This window comes from Sphingobacterium sp. UBA7038, assembly GCF_002494055.1.
GTDB lineage: Bacteria > Bacteroidota > Bacteroidia > Sphingobacteriales > Sphingobacteriaceae > Sphingobacterium > Sphingobacterium multivorum.
In genome coordinates this window covers 211,065-236,003 of the sequence record NZ_DLAV01000013.1, presented here as the reverse complement: position 1 = coordinate 236,003, position 24,939 = coordinate 211,065, and the positions used below count along the sequence as shown (strand labels likewise).

General features: G+C 40.9%; 24 protein-coding genes. 12 read left to right on the top strand and 12 right to left on the bottom strand.

The window, feature by feature from the left end; genetic code table 11:
• Nucleotides 1-2 precede the first annotated feature (2 nt).
• Nucleotides 3-1,625, top strand: a complete 1,623-nt coding sequence (locus tag B3H30_RS08050; RefSeq protein WP_286774680.1) for a RagB/SusD family nutrient uptake outer membrane protein — start codon at nt 3-5, stop codon at nt 1,623-1,625.
• A gap of 48 nt (nt 1,626-1,673) precedes the next feature.
• Here B3H30_RS08050 and B3H30_RS08045 read toward each other — a convergent pair whose 3' ends face one another.
• Nucleotides 1,674-2,456 carry an MBL fold metallo-hydrolase gene (locus tag B3H30_RS08045; protein ID WP_286774681.1) on the bottom strand — a complete coding sequence of 261 codons (783 nt, stop codon included), beginning with the start codon at nt 2,454-2,456 and terminating at the stop codon, nt 1,674-1,676.
• 114 nt (nt 2,457-2,570) lie between these two features.
• On the opposite strand from B3H30_RS08045, the gene recJ reads away from it, so the two are divergent.
• From recJ to B3H30_RS08030, 3 genes are all read left to right on the top strand, one after another.
• The gene (gene recJ, locus B3H30_RS08040; protein ID WP_286774682.1) at nt 2,571-4,271 is read left to right on the top strand and encodes a single-stranded-DNA-specific exonuclease RecJ; all 1,701 of its coding nucleotides are present in this window, start codon (nt 2,571-2,573) and stop codon (nt 4,269-4,271) included.
• 150 nt (nt 4,272-4,421) lie between these two features.
• Entirely contained in the window at nt 4,422-5,156 is a 735-nt protein-coding gene (gene lptB / locus B3H30_RS08035) for an LPS export ABC transporter ATP-binding protein (protein ID WP_028072074.1), read from the top strand.
• Nucleotides 5,157-5,178: 22 nt separating this feature from the next.
• Nucleotides 5,179-6,693, top strand: coding sequence for a GH3 auxin-responsive promoter family protein (locus B3H30_RS08030; protein ID WP_286774683.1), 1,515 nt, complete (start codon nt 5,179-5,181; stop codon nt 6,691-6,693).
• A 191-nt stretch (nt 6,694-6,884) separates the two neighbouring features.
• Here the strand turns inward: B3H30_RS08030 and B3H30_RS08025 are convergent, their stop codons facing one another.
• Nucleotides 6,885-7,043, bottom strand: a complete 159-nt coding sequence (locus tag B3H30_RS08025; RefSeq protein WP_157698580.1) for a hypothetical protein — start codon at nt 7,041-7,043, stop codon at nt 6,885-6,887.
• Nucleotides 7,044-7,367: 324 nt separating this feature from the next.
• Between B3H30_RS08025 and B3H30_RS08020 the strand changes: the two genes are divergently transcribed.
• A complete protein-coding gene (locus tag B3H30_RS08020) occupies nt 7,368-8,438 on the top strand; it encodes a branched-chain amino acid aminotransferase (protein WP_286709639.1) in 1,071 nt (356 codons plus the stop codon).
• 153 nt (nt 8,439-8,591) lie between these two features.
• On the opposite strand, the gene miaA is transcribed toward B3H30_RS08020, so the two are convergent.
• The 4 genes from miaA to pdxA are packed head-to-tail and all read right to left on the bottom strand — an operon-like array spanning nt 8,592 to nt 12,742.
• Nucleotides 8,592-9,512, bottom strand: a complete 921-nt coding sequence (gene miaA / locus B3H30_RS08015; RefSeq protein WP_286774684.1) for a tRNA (adenosine(37)-N6)-dimethylallyltransferase MiaA — start codon at nt 9,510-9,512, stop codon at nt 8,592-8,594.
• Between the two features lie 46 nt (nt 9,513-9,558).
• Nucleotides 9,559-10,152, bottom strand: coding sequence for an IS1096 element passenger TnpR family protein (locus B3H30_RS08010; RefSeq protein WP_088163027.1), 594 nt, complete (start codon nt 10,150-10,152; stop codon nt 9,559-9,561).
• Between the two features lie 45 nt (nt 10,153-10,197).
• Nucleotides 10,198-11,631, bottom strand: a complete 1,434-nt coding sequence (locus B3H30_RS08005; RefSeq protein ID WP_070560759.1) for a CCA tRNA nucleotidyltransferase — start codon at nt 11,629-11,631, stop codon at nt 10,198-10,200.
• A gap of 55 nt (nt 11,632-11,686) precedes the next feature.
• Nucleotides 11,687-12,742, bottom strand: coding sequence for a 4-hydroxythreonine-4-phosphate dehydrogenase PdxA (gene pdxA, locus B3H30_RS08000; protein ID WP_070560760.1), 1,056 nt, complete (start codon nt 12,740-12,742; stop codon nt 11,687-11,689).
• Between the two features lie 81 nt (nt 12,743-12,823).
• On the opposite strand from pdxA, the gene rsmA reads away from it, so the two are divergent.
• The 3 genes from rsmA to B3H30_RS07985 are packed head-to-tail and all read left to right on the top strand — an operon-like array spanning nt 12,824 to nt 15,781.
• Complete coding sequence (gene rsmA / locus B3H30_RS07995) at nt 12,824-13,603, top strand: 16S rRNA (adenine(1518)-N(6)/adenine(1519)-N(6))-dimethyltransferase RsmA (protein ID WP_286774685.1); 780 nt, start codon at nt 12,824-12,826, stop codon at nt 13,601-13,603.
• 1 nt (nt 13,604) lies between these two features.
• Nucleotides 13,605-14,789, top strand: coding sequence for an FAD-dependent monooxygenase (locus B3H30_RS07990; protein ID WP_286774686.1), 1,185 nt, complete (start codon nt 13,605-13,607; stop codon nt 14,787-14,789).
• Between the two features lie 59 nt (nt 14,790-14,848).
• Nucleotides 14,849-15,781 carry an NAD(P)-dependent oxidoreductase gene (locus B3H30_RS07985; RefSeq protein WP_088163029.1) on the top strand — a complete coding sequence of 311 codons (933 nt, stop codon included), beginning with the start codon at nt 14,849-14,851 and terminating at the stop codon, nt 15,779-15,781.
• A gap of 110 nt (nt 15,782-15,891) precedes the next feature.
• On the opposite strand, the gene B3H30_RS07980 is transcribed toward B3H30_RS07985, so the two are convergent.
• On the bottom strand, nt 15,892-16,770 hold the full coding sequence (locus B3H30_RS07980; protein WP_286774687.1) for a hypothetical protein: 879 nt from the start codon (nt 16,768-16,770) through the stop codon (nt 15,892-15,894).
• A gap of 184 nt (nt 16,771-16,954) precedes the next feature.
• Here B3H30_RS07980 and acs point away from each other — a divergent pair, with 184 nt between their 5' ends.
• Entirely contained in the window at nt 16,955-18,871 is a 1,917-nt protein-coding gene (acs, locus tag B3H30_RS07975) for an acetate--CoA ligase (RefSeq protein WP_286774688.1), read from the top strand.
• A 48-nt stretch (nt 18,872-18,919) separates the two neighbouring features.
• Here acs and B3H30_RS07970 read toward each other — a convergent pair whose 3' ends face one another.
• The 5 genes from B3H30_RS07970 to B3H30_RS07950 all read right to left on the bottom strand — a co-directional run bounded on the left by B3H30_RS07970 (nt 18,920) and on the right by B3H30_RS07950 (nt 23,736).
• Nucleotides 18,920-19,918: an energy transducer TonB gene (locus B3H30_RS07970; RefSeq protein ID WP_145329917.1), complete on the bottom strand. Its 999-nt coding sequence runs from the start codon at nt 19,916-19,918 to the stop codon at nt 18,920-18,922.
• A 258-nt stretch (nt 19,919-20,176) separates the two neighbouring features.
• A complete protein-coding gene (locus B3H30_RS07965; RefSeq protein WP_286774690.1) occupies nt 20,177-20,482 on the bottom strand; it encodes a hypothetical protein in 306 nt (101 codons plus the stop codon).
• Between the two features lie 285 nt (nt 20,483-20,767).
• A complete protein-coding gene (locus B3H30_RS07960) occupies nt 20,768-21,199 on the bottom strand; it encodes a nuclear transport factor 2 family protein (RefSeq protein ID WP_075994282.1) in 432 nt (143 codons plus the stop codon).
• A gap of 231 nt (nt 21,200-21,430) precedes the next feature.
• Complete coding sequence (locus B3H30_RS07955; RefSeq protein WP_286767781.1) at nt 21,431-22,213, bottom strand: hypothetical protein; 783 nt, start codon at nt 22,211-22,213, stop codon at nt 21,431-21,433.
• Between the two features lie 605 nt (nt 22,214-22,818).
• Nucleotides 22,819-23,736 (bottom strand): hypothetical protein, encoded by a 918-nt coding sequence (locus B3H30_RS07950; protein ID WP_145329896.1) that lies wholly within the window; start codon nt 23,734-23,736, stop codon nt 22,819-22,821.
• Between the two features lie 248 nt (nt 23,737-23,984).
• Between B3H30_RS07950 and B3H30_RS07945 the strand changes: the two genes are divergently transcribed.
• The 3 genes from B3H30_RS07945 (at nt 23,985) to B3H30_RS07935 (ending at nt 24,921) form a co-directional block, all read left to right on the top strand.
• Nucleotides 23,985-24,116 (top strand): hypothetical protein, encoded by a 132-nt coding sequence (locus B3H30_RS07945; protein WP_286833864.1) that lies wholly within the window; start codon nt 23,985-23,987, stop codon nt 24,114-24,116.
• A 106-nt stretch (nt 24,117-24,222) separates the two neighbouring features.
• Nucleotides 24,223-24,498 (top strand): hypothetical protein, encoded by a 276-nt coding sequence (locus B3H30_RS07940; RefSeq protein ID WP_286833863.1) that lies wholly within the window; start codon nt 24,223-24,225, stop codon nt 24,496-24,498.
• A gap of 81 nt (nt 24,499-24,579) precedes the next feature.
• Nucleotides 24,580-24,921, top strand: coding sequence for a hypothetical protein (locus tag B3H30_RS07935; RefSeq protein ID WP_286774692.1), 342 nt, complete (start codon nt 24,580-24,582; stop codon nt 24,919-24,921).
• Nucleotides 24,922-24,939: the final 18 nt, after the last annotated feature.

Below are 24,939 nucleotides of genomic sequence, written 5' to 3'. Positions count from 1 at the left end.
TCATGAAGAAAAGAAATACAACTTTATATACAATGCTAGCTGGCCTAAGCTTACTTTTCACAGGCTGCAGCAAGAACTTCTTAAATGAAGACACCAGCAGCTTTCAGTCACCTGATAATACCTATATTAACACGAAAGGCTTCGAAACTGGACTAAATGGTTTATACTCTTATGCCCGCATGGAATTCCTGACCTGGAACGGTAGTATCTTTTCCCAAGGAGCAACCCCGCAGGAAGCGCTACAGGTCGGAACGGATATCGTTGCCATCAAAACTACAGGTACAGACGCTACATTGGCTCCATTCAGCAATTATACGCTAAATCCGGCTTCGTCTTATGTACGCAATTATTGGAAATATGCCTACGGATTTATCGGTAATACCAATACCATCCTCGAGGCTTTAAAAAAGGATGGTATCAGCTGGACGGACAAGGATAACGATCCAAAACGTGTAGAAGCAACGGCCCGTTTCTTCCGCGCCTATAGCTATCGCTACTTAGTCAACTTATACGGCGATGTGCCTTGGGTGGACAAGGTCTCCGAAACACCCCGTCGTGATTTCACCCGTACACCGAAAGCTGAAATCTTGACGCACATGATTGAAGACCTGAAGTATGCAAGTGAAAACCTACCCGACAATCCAGGTACAATTCAGGAAGGTAAATTGACGAAATGGGCCGCTTTACACTACCTGACAGAAGCATATATCGAAGCTGGACAGCCAGATTTAGCTGTAGAGGCTGCCAACAAAGTGGTTCAAAGTGGCTACTTTAAATTGAACGATCAACGTTTTGGTGCCGAAAAAGATAAACCCGGGGATTATTTCCACGATATGTTTATTGAAAACAATCAAAATCGCGGTTCCGGCAATCAAGAAACCATCTGGGCCATCCAATTGGAATACAATACACAAGGAGGTGGCGACCGCTACACCGATTGGAGCAAACGCGCGTGGGTTCCTTTCTATTCACAACAAAAAGGATTTGCCTTGGCCGACTCACTTGGAGGAAGAGGTCTTGGGCACGTACGCCCTTACCAATGGTGGCTGGATAGTTATGAAAAACAGGATGTCAGAAATTCTTCTTTCAATATCAAACGCGATTGGTATTATAACGATCCTTCCGTACCTGAACTTTATGGTAAGAAGATCGTACTTACTGACGCGATCAAAGAATCAGGCAACGTGTTCCCGACAACAACCAAATTTTTCTACGGAAAGACAGCTGTTGACCCTGCATTTGAAGGAAATATGAAGGACCGTGTGAAAGTACGTTTGGCCGAAACTTACCTGCTATTGGCTGAAGCATACTGGCGTGCCAATAAACCGGCACAAGCTAAGGATGCCATCAATGCTGTCCGTGCCCGTGCAAAAGCGTCATTAATCGATGCCGCAGCGATCAATGCGGATCTGATTCTCGACGAACGCGCCCGCGAGCTTATTGGTGAGGAAATGCGTCGCATGACCCTTGCCCGTTTCGGTGAGGATGTCTTTTTACGCCGCGTGCAAACGTTAAACACACAATCGAAAAATGTGGTGAAAAAAGAATTTATTCTTTGGCCTATTCCACAAGAGGTTATCGACAGTAACACTGGTGCAGCCTTCCCACAAAATCCGGGATACTAAACCTTCCAAAAACCTCCATGTTCCCAAAAGGTCATGGAGGTTTTTCCTTTATGATTTTGCGTCAACTAGCTTATAGGTTCCATCTTCCCGGATCTGACTACGGCCAATGGTTATATTTTTAGAATGATAAAACAAAAAAATCCAGCCCGCTGGCGCGCCTTCTGCCCAATACTCCTGACGCAAGGCTTTGGAGCGCCGACCATCGACATCATATTTGGCGACATAATTATGGAAAATTTCTTCAGGCTCAGGTAATACATCTCCGCCAAAGAAATAGTGCTGATCATCCGTTTGAATATGAAATGCCTGATGATGCGCGGTATGTCCACCATTGAGCGCATAGCTGATTTCATCATTTATTTTTCCTTCACCTTCCACCAGTACCAAATTTCCACTGCGTTGAATCACATCAAAAATCTCGGTCCTGTATGAACTGGAGATGCCTGAATAGGCGTCTTCCCATTCGCCACGCTGAACAATATATTCGGCTTCAGGAAATGCGATACGTCCTGTTCCGTTTTCAAATGTGACCATCCCCCCGGCATGATCCTTATGAAGATGGGACATCAGTACATATTTTACATCTTCGGGTCTAAAGCCAGTCTTACGGATATTATGATGCAGCTGTAGCACAGCACTGTCATCCGTATAACCAAGGCCGGTATCACAGAGAATAAGCCCGGAATTAGTTTGGATCAAGAAGGGATGGACATGGATAAACATCGCCCCCGGTCGGTCCTTAGGGTCGTCTAGAAGTGGGTCAAAGGGAATAAATTTTCTACTCTTGTCTACGGAAAAAGAACCTTCATATAAAGAATAAGCCTGCAACATATTTAAAACATTGGGAATATGCACGTTAAGCAACAGCGGATCAATACCGGGTTTAGGAATTAGGTAAGTCCAGCCTTAAAACGTATATTTACACTTAAAATATTGTGCAAAGATATGCAAAAAAGGTGGGTACTAAAATCTAAAACTGATGTCAAAATAACCAACAAACTGCGCGAGGAATTAAACATCAACACTGTATTGGCAGAGTTGCTCGTGAGCAGGGGAATTGAGACTTTTGACGAATCAAAGCAGTTTTTTAGACCTCAATTATCGGATTTGCACGATCCATTTTTGATGCGGGACATGGAGAAAGCCATCACCCGTATTATCCAAGCCATCGGCAACAAAGAAAAAATTCTGATCTATGGAGACTATGATGTGGACGGTACCACAGCGGTAGCCGTTGTTTATAGTTTTTTCAGGGAATTTCATAGCCAGCTGGAGTTTTATATACCAGACCGCTATGCCGAAGGTTATGGCATCTCTACACAAGGCATCGACTATGCCGCAGCAAATGGTTTCAGCTTAATTATTGCCTTGGACTGCGGTATCAAGGCAGTCGATAAAATAGATTACGCAAATAGCAAAGGAATTGATTTTATCATTGGCGATCACCACCTTCCCGGTGAAGAACTTCCCAAAGCCTATGCCATATTAGATCCCAAGCGTGCAGACTGTGAATATCCCTATAAAGAACTTTCAGGTTGTGGAATTGGCTTTAAGATTATTCAGGCCTTTATATTGACCAATGGCATGGATATCAATGCCTGCTATCAATTTTTGGATCTTGTGGCCGTGAGTATCGCTTCGGACATTGTTCCGATTACCGGTGAAAATAGAATACTCAGCCACTTTGGCCTTATTAAACTTAATACGAATCCCTGCGTCGGACTAAAGGCACTGATTGACTTATCAAATAATCGAACGAAGATCTTTACAGTTAACGACATCGTGTTCCAGATCGGCCCACGCATTAATGCCGCCGGCAGAATAGACCATGCCAAAGACGCCGTCAAGCTTTTGATTTCCAAATCGCTACAAGAAGCCAAAGACTTCAGTTCGAGCATAGACGATCAAAATAATGTCCGTAAAGACTTTGATCTCAAAATAACAGAAGAAGCGCTGGCACTCATTGAGGACAATGCCCTACTTAAAAGCCGCAAATCCACGGTATTGTATAAAGCCGACTGGCACAAAGGTGTCATTGGTATTGTAGCTTCCCGCCTGACCGAAAAATATTACCGTCCGACGATTATATTGACCGAAACAAATGGTCATATTGCAGGTTCCTGCCGTTCGGTACTGGGTTTTGACTTGTATGAAGCCTTAAGCGAATGCGCCGATCTATTGGAGCAATTTGGTGGTCATAAATATGCTGCCGGACTAACGATGTCCTTAGATAATGTCACGCTATTCCAGGATCGTTTTGAGGAAGTGGTATCGCGACGTATCAGTCCTGAAATGCTGACCCAAGAAATTTTGATCGATGCAAAGTTGGCATTGAAAGATATCGATGCTAAGTTCTTCCGTATTCTCCAGCAGTTTGAACCTTTCGGGCCCCAAAATGAATCCCCTATTTTCCTCAGTAAAAAGGTAAATGCAGTAGGACAGGCTTTTATTGTGGGCACCAATCACCTCAAGATGACGGTTATTCAAGAAGACTCTCCTTCATTTGACTGTATCGGTTTTGGACTGGCAGAACATATCACACACATCAATTCTGGGCAAAGTTTCGACATCTGCTACAGCATTGAAGAGAATGTGTGGCGCAACAAAAGAAACTTACAGCTCAACATCAAAGGGATTAAGTATTAGTATTGCATTAGTAAGAAGATATTAAATATATTTACACAAGATTTAGTCGGGCATCCCCCATACTGGATTAGATACCAGGCATGAAAGAATGGTGAGGGTTTTAATTAGTCCTATTGAACAGATACATATAACACAAGACACTCCACGAAGATGATTTTAAAGGCAGAACATCTCATAAAAAAATATAAGCAGCGTACCGTTGTCAACAATGTTTCCTTCCATGTGGAACAAGGCGAGATTGTCGGGTTATTGGGCCCTAATGGGGCAGGAAAAACGACCTCATTCTATATGATTGTTGGTCTTATCAAGCCCAATGAAGGGAAAGTATTTCTCGACGATCAGGAGATTACGCAGGATGCGATGTATCAACGCGCACAACGTGGGATAGGTTATCTCGCTCAGGAAGCATCGGTTTTTCGGAAGCTCTCCGTAGAAAACAACATCCTGGCTGTATTAGAAATCCATTATCCCAATAAAGAAGAACGTTTGGCAAAATTGGAAGAACTACTCACGGAATTCAGCCTACACCGTGTCCGCAAAAACAGGGGTGATTTGTTATCCGGTGGTGAGCGTCGGCGTACCGAAATTGCGCGAGCATTAGCTGCAAATCCATCTTTTATACTTTTGGATGAACCTTTTGCAGGGGTTGACCCAATCGCCGTAGAAGAAATTCAGACGATCGTAGCCAAGCTCAAAACCCGTAATATCGGCATCTTAATTACCGATCACAACGTACAGGAAACCCTATCTATTACGGACAGGGCCTACCTCCTGACCGAAGGAAAGATTATGCTGACGGGTACACCTGAGGAAATTGCAGATAATGAGCTTGCCCGTAAATTTTATCTCGGTAGACATTTTGAATTAAGAAGGAAAAAATTTTAAAGATTAAAGAATCTCTCCCCCTATGGCCTTATTAAACTCCATTTTTACTTGGTTCATGAAAAAAAGAATTCACCAGATTGAACTTTTCATGAAATACCCACACGATGTACAAGAAGAATGGTTTCAGAGTTTAATTGCCACTGCTGAAGCTACGGAATGGGGAAAAAAATACGATTATACAAGTATATTAACGCCCGAAATCTTCAAAGAACGTGTCCCTATACAGGACTATGATGATATTAAGGGCTACGTTGATCGCATGATAAAAGGCGAACAGAATATCTTGTGGCCTTCTGATATCAAATGGTTTGCCAAGTCCTCAGGCACCACATCTGACCGTAGCAAATTTATTCCCGTTAGTGAGGAAGCACTCGAAGAATGTCACTTCCAGGGCGGTAAAGATATGCTTACAATCTATTGTCATAATAGACCCGAAAACCGCGTATTTACGGGAAAATCTGTTGTTATTGGTGGTTCTTCACAAATCAACAATTTCAGTCCGGATTCCTACTACGGCGATCTTTCATCAATCCTCATCCGTAACCTTCCTTTTTGGGCAGAATTTAAGCGAACGCCCAATATGGAGGTTACTTTAAATCCAAACTTTGAAGAGAAAATTGAACAGATTGCCCAAATTACACTCAAAGAAAACGTAACGAGTCTAGCTGGCGTACCGACATGGAATATTGTTATGGCCAAACGTATTCTTGAAATTACAGGCAAAGACAACCTCTTGGAGGTATGGCCAAATCTAGAGTTTTATGGGCATGGCGGAGTGAGCTTCAAACCTTACCGCGAGCAATTCCAAAAATTGATCCCTTCTGACAATATGTATTATCTAGAGAATTATAATGCCTCAGAAGGATATTTTGGCCTACAAGATCAATCGGATTCGGAAGATCTTCTGCTTATGCTAGATTATGGTATTTATTACGAATTCTTACCTACTGAGCGAATGCACGAAGATAATCCGTCAACCTTACGTTTGGACCAGGTGGAGCTTGGCAAAAACTATGCATTGATCATTTCAACGAATGCTGGTTTGTGGCGTTATAAAATCGGAGATACCATCAAGTTTACATCATTATCCCCTTATCGTTTTCAGATCTCCGGACGTACCAAACAATACATTAACACCTTTGGCGAAGAGGTTATTGTTGACAACGCCGAACAGGCCCTGGCCGAAGCGAGCAAATTGACACAGGCACGTATAAAAGATTATACCGCTGGACCTGTCTATTTTAAAGATGCCGAAGCCGGAGCACATGAATGGGTGATAGAATTTGAACAACAACCCAATGATTTTAGGCGTTTTTGTGAAATATTGGATGCTAAACTCCGTGAAATCAATTCGGATTATGACGCCAAACGTTTTAAGAATATGGCCCTACGACCACCTATTGTACACAATGCGCCCGAAGATACGTTCTATAAATGGATGAAATCAAGAGGTAAGCTAGGTGGACAAAATAAGGTTCCAAGATTGAGCAATAGTCGCGAATATCTCGACCCGCTGTTGAAAATACTAGCCGAATAATACGGCGTACAAACTGAAATATTCCGCACATTAACCAAATAATAGGGGGTCTCCGGCTGGAGATTAGCCAAAATTTTTGGATTCCCTTATTTAGGCTAATCTCGTATTGCTGAATTTTGTTGTTTTAAAGAACCGCTGTGCGTTCGTCTAATTGGTAAGCTCAAGAAAGCTTAGACTATAATGGAGGTTTGTTAAGGTTTAATTGCCGTTTTATATAAAAAAACAAAAAAACCAAGGATAAAATTCATAGAAATACCTTTCTTCTGAACTTCAACTTCACCCTGTAACACTGAGCGATTGTCGCCTGATGTTACTTCACTACTTTTGTTAAGACTGTGCGTCAATTCCATATTAAGTTTATTTTTATGATAAGTGATTTTATAGCGTTACTGCGGACCAAAAAGCCCATCTATAGGACCGCATTCTTTATGGCCAAACTTTATGCCATAATATGAAATCACGACGTTAATTAATAAATACTTAACACATTTAATTATTAATACAGTCTAGCCGAGAAATATGAAGTAAAATTCTTCCATTTCAAAAAAAGTGTAGTAAAATAGGGAACAACTGTCCGAAATAAAAGGCATATCGAAGCGGGTAAATTATCCGGGTACAGGTGCAACTTATATTTCATTTTTTTCCTAACTTAGCCTAAGTAATTAAAAAATAAGATGAACGCGACAGAGAACTATTCAATTCGCGTAGAGCCAACTCAAAATTCAAGACTCTCGCAAGTAGATTTCGACAATCTAAAATTCGGAAAGATTTTATCCGACCACATGCTGGTCGCAAACTATGATGACGGTGAATGGAAAGATGTCAGCATCGTCCCTTATGGAGATATCAGTATTAGTCCTTCGATGTCCGCTTTACATTATGGTCAAGCGATCTTTGAAGGAATCAAGGCTTATAAATTTGCAGATGGAACAGTGAGTATCTTCCGTCCGGACAGAAACTGGGAAAGATTCAACAAATCTGCCGCACGTCTTCAAATGCCGGAGGTACCTGAGGAGATTTTTATGGATGGCCTAAGCAAACTATTGGACATCGACCGTAACTGGATCCCGGCAAAAGAAGGTTCATCATTGTACATCCGTCCTTTTATGTTCGCAACAGAAGCAGCATTAGGTGTACACCCTTCAAAGTCATACAAATTTATCATTATCACTGGCCCTGTAGGCGCATATTACAGCAAAGCAATCAGCTTAAAAGTTGAGACCTATTATACGCGTGCAGCAGAAGGTGGTGTTGGCTTTTCTAAAAATGCAGGTAACTATGCATTATCGCTTTACCCTACACAATTGGCCAATGATGAAGGTTATGACCAAATTATGTGGACAGATGCTTCTGAACATAAATATATTGAAGAAGCAGGTACGGCAAACCTTATTTTCCGCATTGGAGATACGATTATTACACCACATGGTGATACAATCTTACACGGTGTAACACGACGTACAATTATGGAATTGGCGGAGAAATGGGGTTATAAAGCCGAGCAGAGAAAGGTATCTATTCAAGAACTAATTGACGGTATTAAAGCCGGTACAGTAACTGAAGCTTTCGCAGCTGGTACTGCAGCCACAATTACGGATATCAGCCGTATCGGTTTTGAAGGAGAAGATTACCACTTGCCACCAGTAGAGGGCCGCGAGTTTTCAAATCGTGTTTTGAATTACCTCAACGACTTGCGCTATGGCAAAGTAGAAGATCCATTCGGATGGAACTATTTAGTAAAGTAGTTTCCAAAATGAAATAGAAAAGCCTTTGTTATTAATAACAAAGGCTTTTTTTATGGTCTATATACGTTATGCACGTTATGCACACCTTGAAAAGCGGTCTATAAACCTCGTTTGAACCTTTGCGGATAACGTCTAGTGTCTACTGCTAGATCCTTAGGAATGCTCTCCTGTCAGCTCCTTTTGAATAAAATCAATTATAGCGGCTGTCTCCTGGGACTGAAACCAATGCGTATTACCATATTTTTTAAACCATGTAATCTGTCGCTTGGCATAACGTCTCGAATTTTGTTTGATTTTCTCGGTCGCTTCCGTCAAAGACTGCTTGCAATCGAGATAATCAAACAACTCAGCGTAACCAACGGTGAGCAATGCAGGCTTCGTTCTGAAAGGAAGTAAAGCTTTCACTTCGTCCAGTAAGCCATTTTTCATCATCAAATCTACACGTAAATTGATCCTTTCATACAAGTTCGCCCGATCCATATTCAAGCCAATGGTAAGGATATCAAAAGGTCTTTTCTCGACATCTTTCTTATGGTAAAATGACATCGGTTTACCAGTCGCCTCAAAAACTTCAAGCGCCCGTACGACACGTTGCGGATTATCGATGTCTGCCGTTTCAAAATATGCAGGGTCGATACTTTTCAATCGATCTTTTAAGGCCTCCAATCCCAATACTGCAAGTTCATGATTAAGCCGCTCGCGCACTTCATCCCCCGCCTTGGGCAGATCATCCAATCCTTCGCACAGGGCCCGAACAAACAGGCCCGATCCACCTACCATAATGACGACATCATGCAATTGAAATAGTTCTTCTAGTTTCAGTAAGGCCTCACGTTCAAAATCGCCTGCAGAATAATCCTGCGTGATGGAGTGTGAATCAATGAAATAATGAGGAGCAGCAGCAAGTTCCGCTGGATCTGGTTTAGCCGTACCAATAGACATTTCCCGATAGAACTGACGAGAGTCAGCAGAAATTATCGCTGTTTTAAAATATTGCGCCAATGAAATAGCCATTGTAGTCTTACCAACAGCAGTTGGCCCCACAATGGCTATCAATGTTTTTTTATTTGCCATAATATAGCACTTCACAGGCTGAAAAGAACCTGTAAAGTCTTCTTAATTAATATTCGTCTTCGTAGCCGTTGGATTCTTCACGCTCTTCACCTTCTTCGCCCTCTTCCTCATCGTCACCATCGCTGTCGAAGCCATCCAATTCGTCTTCATCATCGACGCCATATTGCGTATCGTCTTCCTCCACATAATCGTCCTCTTCAACCGCATCTGACACGGGGAAATTAGCCGCAGTCATAGTTTTGGGAACCTGACCCATAGACTTAAACAGCGCCGGATAGTCTTTTCCATCCTCTTCCTTCAAGATCTTGATCAATTCAACCTGGAAATCATAAGGACGATCAAAATTGTAAACGTAGTAAAATTTCTGATGTGGATCATCAATAAACTTACTTAAACGGATATTCTCCATCAACAATACCTCAGCATCTTTTTTACGTTGTGTAGGCTTGAATGCAATCTCCGTTCCCTTTTTCCACTGATCATTGCTCACATAGAACGAGGAAGATGCATCCGCAGCATAACCTGTTGATTTATGGATTTCCTCATGCAGGTCTATAAATGTACTTTTAGAAGGCATGTCGATCTCACGATATACATCTTCATAATCCTCAAAAGTAACTCTAAATCTATAAATTGCCATCTCTGCTATTTTCTTCTTTTAACCCTCTAAAATTAATACTATATTTTAAGAATTGGAAATTTCCAATGGGATTTCTTGTTTGATCGTCAGGTTCATTTCCCCTGCTTTTTTCACCAAGAATTGATAAGCTTCTACTCTGGAATTTGGAATATCGCCCTCTAGAATAGCCTCACGAATCAAATTTTTCAGCTGGCCTACAGTACGCCCTGGCGCTAAGCCAAATAGGACCATGATATCCTCTCCACTGATCGGCGGCTGCCAGTTTCGAACCTTGTCCCGCTCTTCGACATCCTTCAATTTTTGTTTGACAAGTTCAAAATTCTGACGATATTTTTTCTTTTTAAACTCATTTTTTGTGGTCACATCCGCATGGCATAGCATCATAAGGGCTTCAATATCATCCCCCGCCTCAAACAAGAGACGACGTACAGCAGAATCCGTTACGATATCCTGCGCCAAGACAATAGGCCGAAGATGCAATTGTACCAGCTTCTGAACAAATTTCATTTTCTCATGGAGCGGCAGCTTCAATTCAGCAAAAAGCTTTGGTACCATACGTGCACCACGATCTTCGTGGCCATGAAACGTCCAGCCGAGCTTTTTATCGAAACGTTTTGTTGCCGGTTTGGCAATATCATGCATAATCGCTGCCCAACGTAACCAGAGATCTTCAGACAATTCGCATACATTATCCAACACTTCCAACGTATGGTAGAAATTATCTTTATGGCCTTTGCCATCAATGACATCAACTCCGTGTAAATTATACATGGCCGGAAAGATCAATTCCAGGAGACCGGTATCAAAAAGATATTTAAAACCGACTGACGGCTTAGGTGAGAGAATAATCTTATTGATTTCATCGATAATACGTTCTTTCGAGATAATCTTTATTCGCTCTTTGGTATCGCTAATCGCTTTGATCGCATCAATCGTGATTTTAAAATTTAGCTGTGTCGCAAAACGGATAGCCCGCATCATACGCAGTGGATCATCGGAAAACGTTTCTATCGGATCCAGAGGTGTTCGAATAACGCGCTGTTCAAGATCCTGCACGCCGTCAAATGGATCCACTAAAGTACCATAATCCGCTTTATTCAAAGAAAACGCCATCGCGTTGATCGTAAAATCACGTCGATTTTGATCATCGGATAAGGTACCGTCTTCCACAATAGGCTTACGTGAATTGGCACGATAAGATTCCCTTCGGGCACCGACAAACTCCACATTGAGTCCTTCATAAACCAACATTGCTGTACCAAAATTCTTATAGACAGCCACTTTAGTATGTAGCCTATCACCCAATAAAGTCGCAAATTCAATGCCGCTGCCGACGACAACAATATCCACATCATTCTTAAAAGGCCGCTTCATAATATAGTCGCGAACATACCCCCCAATGACATAACATTCTGTATTTGTTGTCTCGGCGAGTTCCTTAATGATTGAAAAGATTGGATGTTGTAAATTATCGTACATAGTCAAAACAGCAGGTAAAAAACCAAACAGTTTGCAAAAGTAACAATTTTTTTCCCTAATCCCTATCTTTGGACAACTTACGGAAAGCAAGTGGATTTTTAAGTAATTCGGCTTGTTCACGACGGCGTTTTACAATATGTAAAGCCGAGAAAATTGCCTCTACAAAAGAGCTTTCAGAAGCTAAGTTTTTTCCAGCAATATCATAGCCTGTACCATGATCTGGCGAAGTACGTACGATAGGTAAACCGGCTGTAAAGTTTACACCGGCACCTTTGGCAATATGCTTAAAAGGGATTAACCCCTGGTCATGGTACATCGCGAGTACCGCATCGAATTTCTCATAAGCACCTTTTGCGAAGAATCCATCGGCAGGATATGGACCAAAGCAGAAGATCCCCTGTTCGTTTGCTTTTTCTACGGTAGGTCTAATGATCTGATCATCTTCGGTGCCAATAATCCCATGATCGCCAGCATGTGGATTTAGTCCCAAAACTGCGATCTTAGGCTTTTCAATCCAAAAATCTTTCTTCAACGAGTCATTCATCAGGGCTAGCTTTTTAAGAATAGCTTCTTCGGTAATATTAGCCGCAACCTCATGCAGTGGAATATGACCTGTTACCACACCAATACGCAATTCATCACAAACCATAAACATCAATACATCATCAGCCTCTACTTTGGCCTGCAGGTATTCGGTATGGCCCGGAAATTGAAATCCCTCCTGTTGAATATTATGCTTATTAATTGGGGCAGTCACTAAAGCATCAATTTTGCCGGCTTTCAGGTCCTCAACAGCTTTCTCCAACGAAAGGAAGGCATATTTACCGCCAATTTCGTTTTCTTCACCCAACGAAATCTTGACGTCTTCCTGCCAGCAATTGATCATATTTGCTCTTTTAGAATGCGCCTGCTCAGCATCATTGATCACGTTAAAACTAAAATCATTTACACCGATCGCTTTACGGTGAAAAGAAGCAACCTTTGTATTTCCGTAAACCACTGGCGTAAAGAAATCGCACATACGCTGATCTACCAAAGATTTAATGATGACTTCAAGTCCAATGCCGTTAATATCGCCTACGGTAATTCCGATTTTTAATTTATCGCTCATTCTATTTAAATGCTTTGATTCAAAAATAGGGATTTTTTTCTTAGAATGACTTTTCACTTATTTATTTTTTACTTTTGCAACATGAGCACAGTAAGAGCAAAAAAACATTTAGGACAGCATTTCTTGAACGATAAAAATGCTGCACAAAAGATTGTGGAAGCATTGGATCCTAAATTGGGTTTTAGCCAAGTGCTTGAAGTAGGTCCAGGAATGGGTGTACTTTCTGATTTTCTCTTGCAAAAAGAGGAATATGAAACCTATTTGATCGATGTGGATGACGAATCCATTGCTTATTTGGACGATAAATATCCCCAATTGGGTAAGCGATTGATCCACGGTGATTTCCTAAACCTTGACTTTTCACAGTATTTTGGTGAGAAAATGGCTGTCATTGGCAATTTCCCTTACAACATCTCCTCCCAGATTCTCTTTAAAATTTTGGATGAACGCCAATGTGTCGTTCAAATGACGGGTATGTTCCAGAAAGAAGTAGCCGAACGTTGTACAGCTAAGGCTGGCAGCAAGGAATATGGTATCTTGAGTGTCTTTTTACAGGCCTATTATAAAGTAGAATACCTTTTTACTGTAAAAGCAGGAGCTTTTAATCCACCGCCAAAAGTATTGTCGGGCGTTATCCGCATGACGCGCAATGACCGTGAACAATTGAATTGTGATGAAAAACTATTTTGGCGTGTTGTTAAAGCGGGCTTCAATCAACGTCGTAAAACCCTCCGTAACTCACTTTCGGGCGTTGTTCCCAAAGATAAAATGTCTGACAATCCACTGTACGAGCTACGCGCAGAACGATTGACGGTAGATGATTTTGTCGGTTTAACAAACGAAATAGCAAACAGTCTTTAATATGCATTCGACGGACAGCACATTTATTATCGTAGGCGGAGGTATCGCTGGATTATGTGCTGCAATAGGGCTTGCAAAAGTAGGTATTGAAGCACATGTCTATGAAAGCGCCATTGAACTCAAAGGCATAGGTGCTGGATTCGGGCTCGCAGCCAACGCCATGCAAGCTTTGGAACATCTCGGATTGAAGGATGAAATCGTTCCGATTGGGCATTACCTTGCATCTTATAATGTCTTGGATCAAAAGGGAAATATTCTTGTTGAACCAGACACCAAGTCAATCAGTCAAAAATATCAACAGGACAATTTCGCTATCCATCGGGCAGATCTGCATCAGTTTCTCTTATCCAAAATCCCCAATGGACAAGTTCATCTCGGCAAACGTGCCGTTTCCTTTGAACGGGAGGGAGAAGATATTCAAGTTTATTTCGCAGACGGAAGCCATGTACGCGGCCAAGCCCTTTTGATTGCCGATGGTGTACACTCAGCACTACGACAACAACTCATACCGGGTTCGGCACCTCGCTATTCAGGCTATACCTGTTGGCGGGCCACCATCGATAATAGCAGTATACAGCTCAGTAAGGGGACAGAAACCTGGGGCAGCAAAGGCCGCTTTGGGATGACCCCACTTGTCAATAACCGCATCTATTGGTACGCATGCATCAATACTGAGGCACAAAATCCGGTCTTAAAAAACTGGAAAACAAAGGAGCTCCTCGAAAATTTTAAAGATTATCATGCCCCTATTCCAACGATTCTTTCGGAAACAAAGGATAGCGAGCTAATTGCAAATGACATCATTGACATCGAACCACTTCAGCAACTCGCTTTTGACAATATCCTATTATTGGGTGACGCTGGACATGCAACGACTCCCAACTTGGGCCAGGGAGCCTGTCAGGCTATTGAAGATGTTGCTGTTCTCGTGGATGAACTCCAGACCGCAGCTTCCGTTAGTTTGGCTTTTCAAGGATTCGAAAAAAGAAGATTGGATCGGGTAAATTACATCTGTAATACTTCCTGGAGGATAGGAAAAATCGCACAATGGGAGAATCCATTCCTGATAAGAATGCGAAATTTTGGCATGAAAATAATGCCTAACCGCATGAAACAACAACAATTAAACAAATTATTATCTGTAGATTTTATGCAGATCAACCATAATCATGACGCTGGGATCTAAATCATCGTACTACACCACAACAGTATTCACTGATCAGTCCCACATAAAAAAATAACTGAATGAAAACTACCATTTTGATCGTTGACGACATTCATGAAATCATGCTTGAGAAATTTGAACAGGCAGGAATCGCGTTCCATTATCAACCGGATATCAGTCGGGAAGCGGCTGAAAAAATTATCAGCAATTACTCGGGGATGGTTATCCGTTCCAAATTTCAGGTAGATAAGGCTTTTTTTGACCTGGCACCAAACCTCCGCTTTATCGCCCGTGCTGGTGCAGGTATGGACAATATAGACGATACAGTTGCTGCGCAAAGAGATGTGCTGTTAATTCCGGCCAATGAAGGCAATCGGGATGCTGTAGGTGAACATATGATCGGTATGTTGCTCAGTCTAATGAACAATCTGAATCGGGGTGACCAACAAATACGATCTGGCCAGTGGTTGCGTGAAGCCAATCGTGGATACGAACTTAAGGGACGTACTGTAGGCTTGATCGGCTATGGGCACAATGGTATGGCTATGGCAAAAAAACTATCCGGTTTTGATGTACAGGTGCTTGCCTATGATAAATATCGAATCGACTACGCCGATCAATATGCATCAGCAGCAGACATGGAAAAGATCTGCAAAGAAGCCGATGTGATCAGTTTCCATATCCCCTTAACGGATGAAACAAAGGGGATGATTGATGTGGATTATCTGGCTAAATTTGAAAAACCTATTTTCTTTTTACTGGGGGCACGAGGCGGTATTGTACAAGTACCCGCAGTGCTTAGCGGCCTTGATTCAGGTTCCATTATCGGAGCAGCATTCGATGTGTTGCCCGTAGAAAAATTCCCAAAACTCGCTGAACAGAACTGGTATGCAGATCTTATCCGTAGAGACAATGTGATCTTATCTCCACATGTTGCCGGATGGACATTCGAAAGTTATTATAAATTATCGGAAGTGGCTGCCGATAAGATCATCGCCTTTCTGACATCTTAATTTTTACAAAGAGCTATTTGCCAAAATCTCCAATCAATCTAGCAATATCCTCCTATCCATACACGCTTAGGAGGTTAAAGTAACCTATTGCTCTTGAAACGTATAAAAAATCAGGTTCCGGCACTAAAGATACCGATAACAACAACAATCAGAAACTGAACCACCAAGCTACCGTCAAGTAGATAAGCATAGTGATAATGATCTTTTGTTTTGAAAACGGCCAATTTTAGCAATGCAAATATGAGCACGTTGGTCAGAATCAATCCAATTTTAATAGGTATCGTATAAGGTACCGTCAAGATCAAAACACAATGGAGGCCCAACAGCCCATAAGTTAGATTTTTAGCTTTTTGTTCGCCCAGCATATTGGGCAAAGTCCGCAGGTGATAATAGGAATCCTGTTGGATATCCCGAATATCAAAAGGCAGGGTACAGATAACCAAAAATATGAACTTCAATCCGCAGAGCGCAATAAAAACCCACTGATCTATTTTGACACCGACGTTGGCCAGTTCCACATAGGGAAGCACCACACTGCTGCAGACCCAGACCAGGGCAATATGAAAAATCTTGGCCCCGGGTATCTGTCGAAGGCCCACTTTGCGGTCACGGAAGGTAAACAGGGGCATTCCGTATAATAGACTCAGGATTCCAATAAAACCCAAAAACAAAAAAGAGTACACATGAATATACCACAAGCAATAACCGAGCACAAGCAAAGCGATACCATTGTTTAACCACATGACCCATTCATGATTAAAGATCCAGCGTGTCCGCGGGAATTTTGATTCTTTTGGGTTCTTCGGTTTGGACCACCACAGGCTAAAATTATAAAGCAACAAAGTCGCTGTTCCTTCCACTAAAACAATATACCAATTGATAGGTCGTTCAAATATGATATAAGTCAGCGCGCATTGTGCCATGGCCGCCATGGCGATCAGCAGATTTGTATAGATTGTAATATAGAATAGCTTTCTTAGAAAAGACATCTTGGTAAATCTTGATGCAAGATAACAATCTTATAGATAAAAGTAGTTTAACATTATATTAAACATCAATTTTTTGATAAAATGGGCAAAAACCGCTAAATTGTACACCGAAATCGAAATATCAAAAACGATTTCGCAACGATAACAATATAAATTAAAATAATTCATAATAATCCTAATAACGATGAGCCTACAAATAAAATCATTTGAAGAATATCAAAGTGAATATAAGCGAAGTGTAGAACAACCTGAGGAGTTTTGGGCGAGCATTGCAGATCATTTTTTCTGGAAGAGAAAATGGAATAAAGTGCTGAGCTGGAACTTTGAGGAACCCAATGTCAAATGGTTTGAGGGTGCAAAATTAAATATTACAGAAAACTGTCTTGATCGCCATATTTATGCGAATGGTGATAAACCAGCCATCATCTGGGAACCTAACGATCCAAATGAAGCGCACCGCATTCTTTCCTATAAACAATTACTACAAAAGGTAGAGCAATTTGCCAACGTACTTAAAAATAATAACATCAAAAAAGGAGACCGGGTATGTATTTACTTACCGATGGTTCCTGAATTGGTTATCGCAGTATTGGCCTGTGCACGTATCGGTGCCATCCACTCGGTGGTATTTGGAGGCTTTTCAGCGCGTTCTATCGCGGATCGTATCGTCGATGCGGAATGCAAACTGATCGTTACTTCAGATGGTAGTTACCGCGGCAACAAAACCATTGGTTTAAAAAATATTGTGGACGATGCTTTAATGCAATGTGACACTGTTGAAAAAGTAATTGTCTTAACACGTACACGTACACCGGTATCGATGATCAAAGGACGTGACGTATGGTGGGAAGATGAGATCAAAAAAGTAGAAACACAAGGAAATCCAGCATGTCCAGCAGAAGAGATGGACGCGGAAGACAACTTATTCATCCTTTATACATCGGGATCCACAGGTAAGCCTAAAGGTGTAGTACACACCTGTGGTGGCTATATGGTGTATACAGGCTATACCTTTATGAATACGTTCCAGTATAAGCCAAACGATGTATTTTTCTGTACAGCAGATATTGGCTGGATTACAGGACACAGTTACATCGTCTATGGGCCGTTATCACAAGGAGCTACTTCTTTAATGTTTGAGGGTATTCCAACCTTCCCGGACGCGAGCCGTTATTGGGATATTGTAGATAAATTCAACGTCAATATTATCTATACTTCTCCCACAGCTATACGCTCATTAATGGCTTTTGGCGACGAATTTGTCGACAAAAACGATCTTTCCTCTTTGCGTGTTTTGGGGTCCGTAGGAGAACCAATCAACGAAGAAGCCTGGAACTGGTTTAACGAAAAAGTTAGTAAAAAGAACTGCCCTATTGTGGATACCTATTGGCAAACAGAGAATGGCGGTCACTTAATCACATCGCTTGCCGGCGTAACACCTGAAAAAGCAAGTTATGCGATGTTCCCGATGCCGGGCATTCAACCCGCTTTGATGGATGAGAATGGGAAAGAAATTGAAGGCAATGATGTCACAGGAAACCTATGTATCAAGTTCCCTTGGCCCGGTATGCTACGCACGACATGGGGGGATCATGACAGATGTCGTCAAACCTATTTCTCGACGTATAAGGATATGTATTTTACAGGCGACGGGTGTTTCCGTAGTCCGGAGGGTTATTATAAAATCACAGGCCGTGTAGATGATGTATTGAACGTTTCAGGTCACCGCATTGGTACAGCAGAAGTGGAAAATGCCATCAATATGCACGCTGACGTTGTTGAATCGGCCATTGTCGGATATCCGCACCCAGTAAAAGGCCAGGGTATCTATGCTTATGTCATTGCGAATCACCATACCGATGCAGAAGCCACCAGAAAGGATATCATGGAAACTGTTTCACGCATTATCGGTCCGATTGCGAAACCAGACATTATCCAGTTTGTGGATGACCTACCAAAGACACGCTCAGGAAAAATCATGCGCCGTATCTTACGCAAGATTGCCGAAGACGATATCGCCAATGTAGGTGATACTTCGACACTTCAAGATCCTGCTGTTGTGGAGGGTATCGTTAAAGGCGCTGCAGCTTTGAAAAAATAGTATATAAAGTATCTTTAAAAAAACAGCCTTCCAAATGGAAGACTGTTTTTATATTCCCCTCAAATTTAACCTTATCGGCAACGTATAGCCAACCCTTACAGGTTCACCACGGAGCATACCAGGTTTCCATTTTCTAAGTTTTTTGACGACTTGTATACCAGCAGCCCCTGTACCGAAACCCAAATCGTTCTTTATTTTCAAATCTTCTAATCGCCCTTGTTGATTTATAATGAACGCTATTTCTACAGTACCGCTTATACCATTCATCATGGCTTGTTTTGGATATTCGTAATTTCTTGCCACAAAATACATCATTTCTTTGGTACCTCCAGGGTATTCTGGCTGTGTTCTATAGGTAGTAGAGTCATATGAAATGACAGTGCCGTTTTCTTTTGTTTTAGTACCTGACAGCAATTTATCCTCCTTATAATGCTCGACAAAAGAATCAGGTCCCCTCTTTCCTCGCCACTCCCCCTCGCGCAAATTATTGACCAGCTGACCTTCTTCAGTTTCGTCCTGTTCATCTATACTAAAACGAATAAAACCATTTCCATTTTCTAACTTTTTATTGTTCAAAGAGTCATAATACACCACATAGATTGGCTTCTTTATCAGTAGTTTCTTTTTCTTCACTTCACTCGGATAGAATACAATCATCTTCAACTTACTATTCGGATAGAGATAAAAAGCAGAATCTATCAATTTACTCTCATCACTGAACTTCTCAAGACTCTTCAACGTACCATTTTCATAAAATTCATATTTTTTACCCAAAAATCTGAATGGCGGGTGTCCACTCTCGCTGATCGCATTAAGCTTTAGCGAGTCATTCCGCAGATAATACTCCTCGATTTGATAAACTTTATCCTTTCCCAACGCATCAATATGAATTTCTCTTAAAAAATAAGCCGAGTCTTGCTTCTTAGTCTCCTCCCCATCTTTCCTATGGTAAGTGGTAAAAGTAACTTGAGCAGAAAGGCTCAATCCGCACAGGTTCAATAGAAAAAAACAAATAAGTTTCGTCGAAAAGTCTAAATAATACTTCATAATAATTGTTAATACAGGGGTAATAATAACAAATATCTAGGATAGTTAAAAAATTAATCGGTTAAATAATGTTTATTTCTGTTATGGCCGGCACGGCTGCATACCATTAAGTTTTCCACAGGGTATTAATAACACTGTTGATAACTTAGAAAACCTACTCACCTTCATCCTCTCGAAGTCTGACAATTTCTTCCAATGCCTGAACATCGATCTGATCCTTTGGTCTATTGATTGCCTTTTTATTAGCGATGAGCTGGTTTATATATAACCTTTCATATCCGTCAGAATGTCCAAGCGAAGCCCATTATTCAAGTGAAAATCTGTCCATCCAACTACGAAAGGAATAGTTTCCAGCTGTGGAATATCACCAAGGTCAGATAGCCTGAATGCTTCCCTTAACCGTTTTCTATTATCCAATGAGTCTTTTATCCAAATATCTAAATCACCAGTAAACCTTTGAAAACCGTGCAAATTAGTTGCATACCCCCCAATCATAATGTACGCTACATTTGATTGCTCTAAATTCTGCCAAAACTCTAAAATTTCCTGATCAAAAATATCCATACACTATTTCTGATAAAAGGGTTTATGAATAATTTTTGCCTTTTTAAGCGTTTGTTGAATTTTATAGAGACGGGTAGTCATTTCAAATCGCTCCTTATAAGTACGATTAAGTCCGGCCCTCAATAAAGCAATTTCAGATTCGCTAAGAGATTGTGAAGTATGTTCTTTGTGACCATCCATTTCGGTTATACTTAGTTAAACAGATCTACTAACAAAGATACAACAAAAAAAGCCACATCATCCCGACGTGGCTAAAATAAACATATGAATTTAATTAAACAGTTTCTATTTATACGAGTTTACGGAGCTTGCAACCTTCCAGGTTCCCGATTCATTGATCAATGTCACCAAATCTGTTTTCGTGAAATCCTCAAACTTCATGGTGACACGTGCTACCATATAGTTTTCAGATTCCTCGAGTACTTCGGTACTTGTACTGCAGTTCAATTTTTCACCTTTTTGCTTTTTTAGGAACGAAATGACTTCCGAACGGCTATTGGTGCGTGCAGCTTTTCCCTGAAATTTTTGATTGAATTCGGATGCGAACAATTTTTCTACGCCCTGAGATGCACCTTCTGTCATTACCGACACATAGCTATCGATGGCCAAATCGGCTGTGGAAAGGTTCAATGCTTTGCCAGGGTCAGCTGCTGCCATTGCGAAAGTTGATAGTGTAATCAATGCTGCAGCTGCGAATGTCTTTACTAAAGTTTTCATAATACTTTATTTATATTGTTAGTTTTTTTATCTCTTTTCTTATTGTCGCAAGGAAGTTGATTTTGTTGCATCATTTCCTTTAAGATTCTGATTCAAAAGTAAGACAACGCAGCATCCCATTTTATTACATTTAGATCAACGGAATAAAAAAGTCGGTAAATGGAGGTAAAGGAGCGGTAATTGGATATCCGCTCCGGTAGGAAAAAACAAAGGTATGGGTTAACGTTACCTTTATAACTGGAAAGCAGCTAGAATAGTTGCAGGCGTACAATCAACTTCATTCAGCACATTGCACCGTCGGCCATTTTTATGAAGATATATGATCGTAAATCCAACCAGGATGGGGGTACCAACAAATTCCTTGCATGGAATGCTGATCGTCTTGGCCGAAATTGGATCCTGTCCATAGACGATATCAATTTCCCATTCTTCATCTTTTATCTCAGTGAACTCCCTTTCTTTGAAATTGAAAGAAAAGGCATGGAATTTAAAGGCGATAGCATTACAATCTTTGGGCAGCAGCAATGCTCGGTTAATGTCAAATATTGGAAATGATATTTCGATCTTGCTCTCCTCGGTTAGGTTAACCATTGGATCGATATTCAGCGCATCCTGCATATGGAAATTTTCGTTGAATTGGAAATTCACCAATCTGTCGAGCTTACAGTTGTTTAGGCAAAGTGTTCCCCTATCGTCATTGATATTTGTCTTCATTGCCCTATAAATCTGTCTATTCAAGCGATTGCCCATTTGTCCATCATGCAGTTCCTGATGCACTAAGCCAAAAGCCTGCCTAATTGCGGCGCCCGCGCGACTTGCCTGTCCAAAATCTTTACCAGCATTCTTCGTGTCGACGTTTTGTTTTACACGGTGTGGTTTACTTTGAATGTAGTTCTTTGTTCCTACCTTTCTGCTTACCAGTGGGCCAACCAGTCCACGGATATAGCCATTATCATTTATTCCCATACAATAAATATACCACCAAAACGACCCTATGTCAAGTATCTTGTTCATTTTTAAGGATTTCGGAAGCTGCAGCAAATAGCAATTATAAATTTGAAAATTTAGTGATACCTTTTTGGGGATTAGTTATAACCAATTCCCAACCACCTTCTAATTGCAAGCAAGATGCAAACAGGATGTCTGTACAGTGAAAGCACCCTTAAAAGGTGGACTCAACGTGGACTCACTGTGCACACAAGGTGGTTACAGTACGGAGTTGATCGCAAGTTGGTATGGAGTTGGTGTCAGGAAAATATAATTATTTGCGCCGAGCGGCTGTATTGAACTTTGAGAATAATGTAATCACAATAGAGCTTGATATAGCCCCCACGAACAAGGAATCGGGAATGGACGATTTCTCATCTAGGAAATAGTATACAGCAGCTGCTATTGAAAAGCAGACGATGAAGGACAATATTAAAACAAGTATAAATTTGGTTTTCATTAGTCAAGGGTTAATATAGTACAACTTAATATACAAAAAAATGCTGAACTTTACTGGAGAAGAAGCCTCAACTTGTTAGCTTAGGTAGGCTCAGCCACAAATTTTGATTTTACATACTAAAAGGGGGAAACGTTTTCCACATTGTTATTAACATCATGTGGAAAACTCAAAATCACCCATCATTTTCGTCCAACAACCATTTCGCAAAATCATCAATTTTATCTTTATTGATCACAAGCTGCTGTTCAAGTGGAAAATCTAATTGCAGTCTAAAGTTTTTATCGCCATTTACTTCATATCCTTTTATAACACTTCGGTGTACCAGTTCCCAGCGAGTGATCTGATAATATTCCTTCGTATCTAACCTCTCGACGAGGTATTTTAACGCATGGCTATCCTGAATAGGTGGATTTGCCGGATTACGTTCATAGATCGTATTCATCCCATTATTATTGCAGATTAAAACAATGTCCAAATCCATCAGTCGGATATCTTTGCCATCACGTATGGTTATGACCGGATTATCCTGTAAATTATTCTGTTTGATAGCTGCTATCTTTCCCTGCTTTTCGTCATTTATTAAAATCTCAACTTCCCCAATTCCAGCCATATATTCTCTATACAATGAAGCCAAACTATAGAACAATGTATAAATCAGTGATATACCCATGGAGAATGGCAATTGAAGAATATTTTGGGGAATCCGAAAAAGAGCGCGATCCGTTATTTGAAGATATAATCGGTCCATACATTCGAGATAGAAAATGGTCGGCAGATAGATAAATATGATCTGAATAAAGAAACGTTTTAGAAATTCGTTGCGCCAAGGTTGCTTTTGATCAAAATATGCTGTCGTCTGCATGGTCCACTCCACCATGACAGAAAGAAAAAAGATACTCCAAAGGAAATCGACATAGAAATTTGTGTTGGACAAGCAGTATTTGTAGATCTTCCATCCCGCACCGATACGATATCCGGCAGAAGCATTATAAAAAGAAAAAATAAGGATCCATATCGTTCTGGATCTCCAATGATTGATCGAGAGGTCCCAATCTCCATCTGTGCTTTCGGTACTTTTTACAGATTCCATAATTTATACAGTTTGGCTAATGGTTAACAGCTAATTAACACGATATACTATAATATCAAAAAAATGCTAAAAAATCAACTATTTAGATTTTTATTCAATTTGATTCATCATTTCTTACACGCTAATTATGAATATCAACCAATAAATATGGAAAAAGATCAAGCTTATATTTCTTTTGCTTTCAGACACTGAGATAAACAGCCGATGTCTTGCATAAATTTTCAAGGTAAGGACATCGCTATCAAAAGATGACGATAATAAATAATAACGAAATGGCGAGCGTACTGCTGTTACATCCACTCCATCTTTCCCGACGGGGGCGCTCCAGCGATCTTCAGTACGCTTGTGAAGGGTTTGGCGGGATCGCTGGAGCAATATAAAATAGGGACGCGGGTACAGCGACAAAGTGCAAAGCAAAACAGAGGGCAGGCCGCGCCAAGGTTGTGCCGCTGCGCAATAGGTTATGGATAGGTAAAATAAACGGAGATGAAAAGTCTACAAACAGCGAAAGAAACAATCAAACGACTTGGCCTACGCTTAGGGCCAGTGTTCCAGTCCTTATGGATCAGGCTGTTTGGGCGGTTTGTCGTTCCGTTTAGGTATAGTGCCGTTCCTGTGTTCAGGGAACTTTGCTCTACCCCTATCTGTCTATCCTTAGCCCTAAAGAGAGTTGCGGACAAGATGTGGTATCCGCGTAAGTTTGCACTATTCCCGATTATATTGGTCTCCCGGTTTCAAGGAAGTTGGCTGACCTCAACCTAGGATCCCTCGATCGCATGGCTGTGAGGCAAAACCGAAATGCAACAATAACTCATAAAATTATATAAACTTAAAAAGATGCATATGCGCACTTTAAAAATTAACTGGTTACGTACCGGTCTTGTATTATCTTTCTTTTTATTGATTGGAGCCTTTTGGGTAGTAAAGGCGATGGAGAAGAAAGATGTTAAAACAGCTTCTGAAAAAGAACTGATTGTATTTCATTACGCAAGTGAAGATACCAGCGAGGGAGCATTTGCTAATCCTGACAACTGGGAACCGGGGATTTCTCCATCGGCATGTGGTACAGGTACGACAAAACCTTGTCAAAAAACAGCTGTAGATGAGAATGATCTTGAGTCTATGCTTTCTGGAAAATCCAATCAAAATATATTGGATGATCCAACTTTTAGCAAGAGAGATTAACAAAATCTAATCTCTAAT

Excerpts from the sequence above, each read along its gene's own strand:
- recJ (WP_286774682.1), top strand. The coding sequence starts at position 2,571 with ATGCAAAAAAGGTGGGTACTAAAATCTAAAACTGATGTCAAAATAACC.
- B3H30_RS08025 (WP_157698580.1), bottom strand. The coding sequence starts at position 7,043 with ATGGAATTGACGCACAGTCTTAACAAAAGTAGTGAAGTAACATCAGGC.
- B3H30_RS07990 (WP_286774686.1), top strand. The coding sequence starts at position 13,605 with ATGCATTCGACGGACAGCACATTTATTATCGTAGGCGGAGGTATCGCT.
- miaA (WP_286774684.1), bottom strand. The coding sequence starts at position 9,512 with ATGGCAAATAAAAAAACATTGATAGCCATTGTGGGGCCAACTGCTGTT.
- B3H30_RS07940 (WP_286833863.1), top strand. The coding sequence starts at position 24,223 with ATGAAAAGTCTACAAACAGCGAAAGAAACAATCAAACGACTTGGCCTA.
- acs (WP_286774688.1), top strand. The coding sequence starts at position 16,955 with ATGAGCCTACAAATAAAATCATTTGAAGAATATCAAAGTGAATATAAG.
- B3H30_RS08020 (WP_286709639.1), top strand. The coding sequence starts at position 7,368 with ATGAACGCGACAGAGAACTATTCAATTCGCGTAGAGCCAACTCAAAAT.
- B3H30_RS08010 (WP_088163027.1), bottom strand. The coding sequence starts at position 10,152 with ATGGCAATTTATAGATTTAGAGTTACTTTTGAGGATTATGAAGATGTA.
- B3H30_RS08045 (WP_286774681.1), bottom strand. The coding sequence starts at position 2,456 with ATGTTGCAGGCTTATTCTTTATATGAAGGTTCTTTTTCCGTAGACAAG.
- B3H30_RS07985 (WP_088163029.1), top strand. The coding sequence starts at position 14,849 with ATGAAAACTACCATTTTGATCGTTGACGACATTCATGAAATCATGCTT.
- pdxA (WP_070560760.1), bottom strand. The coding sequence starts at position 12,742 with ATGAGCGATAAATTAAAAATCGGAATTACCGTAGGCGATATTAACGGC.
- B3H30_RS07965 (WP_286774690.1), bottom strand. The coding sequence starts at position 20,482 with ATGGATATTTTTGATCAGGAAATTTTAGAGTTTTGGCAGAATTTAGAG.
- B3H30_RS08005 (WP_070560759.1), bottom strand. The coding sequence starts at position 11,631 with ATGTACGATAATTTACAACATCCAATCTTTTCAATCATTAAGGAACTC.
- B3H30_RS07950 (WP_145329896.1), bottom strand. The coding sequence starts at position 23,736 with ATGGAATCTGTAAAAAGTACCGAAAGCACAGATGGAGATTGGGACCTC.
- B3H30_RS07935 (WP_286774692.1), top strand. The coding sequence starts at position 24,580 with ATGCGCACTTTAAAAATTAACTGGTTACGTACCGGTCTTGTATTATCT.
- B3H30_RS08030 (WP_286774683.1), top strand. The coding sequence starts at position 5,179 with ATGGCCTTATTAAACTCCATTTTTACTTGGTTCATGAAAAAAAGAATT.
- B3H30_RS07955 (WP_286767781.1), bottom strand. The coding sequence starts at position 22,213 with ATGAACAAGATACTTGACATAGGGTCGTTTTGGTGGTATATTTATTGT.
- B3H30_RS07960 (WP_075994282.1), bottom strand. The coding sequence starts at position 21,199 with ATGAAAACTTTAGTAAAGACATTCGCAGCTGCAGCATTGATTACACTA.
- B3H30_RS08050 (WP_286774680.1), top strand. The coding sequence starts at position 3 with ATGAAGAAAAGAAATACAACTTTATATACAATGCTAGCTGGCCTAAGC.
- B3H30_RS07945 (WP_286833864.1), top strand. The coding sequence starts at position 23,985 with ATGACGATAATAAATAATAACGAAATGGCGAGCGTACTGCTGTTACAT.
- lptB (WP_028072074.1), top strand. The coding sequence starts at position 4,422 with ATGATTTTAAAGGCAGAACATCTCATAAAAAAATATAAGCAGCGTACC.
- rsmA (WP_286774685.1), top strand. The coding sequence starts at position 12,824 with ATGAGCACAGTAAGAGCAAAAAAACATTTAGGACAGCATTTCTTGAAC.
- B3H30_RS07970 (WP_145329917.1), bottom strand. The coding sequence starts at position 19,918 with ATGAAGTATTATTTAGACTTTTCGACGAAACTTATTTGTTTTTTTCTA.
- B3H30_RS07980 (WP_286774687.1), bottom strand. The coding sequence starts at position 16,770 with ATGTCTTTTCTAAGAAAGCTATTCTATATTACAATCTATACAAATCTG.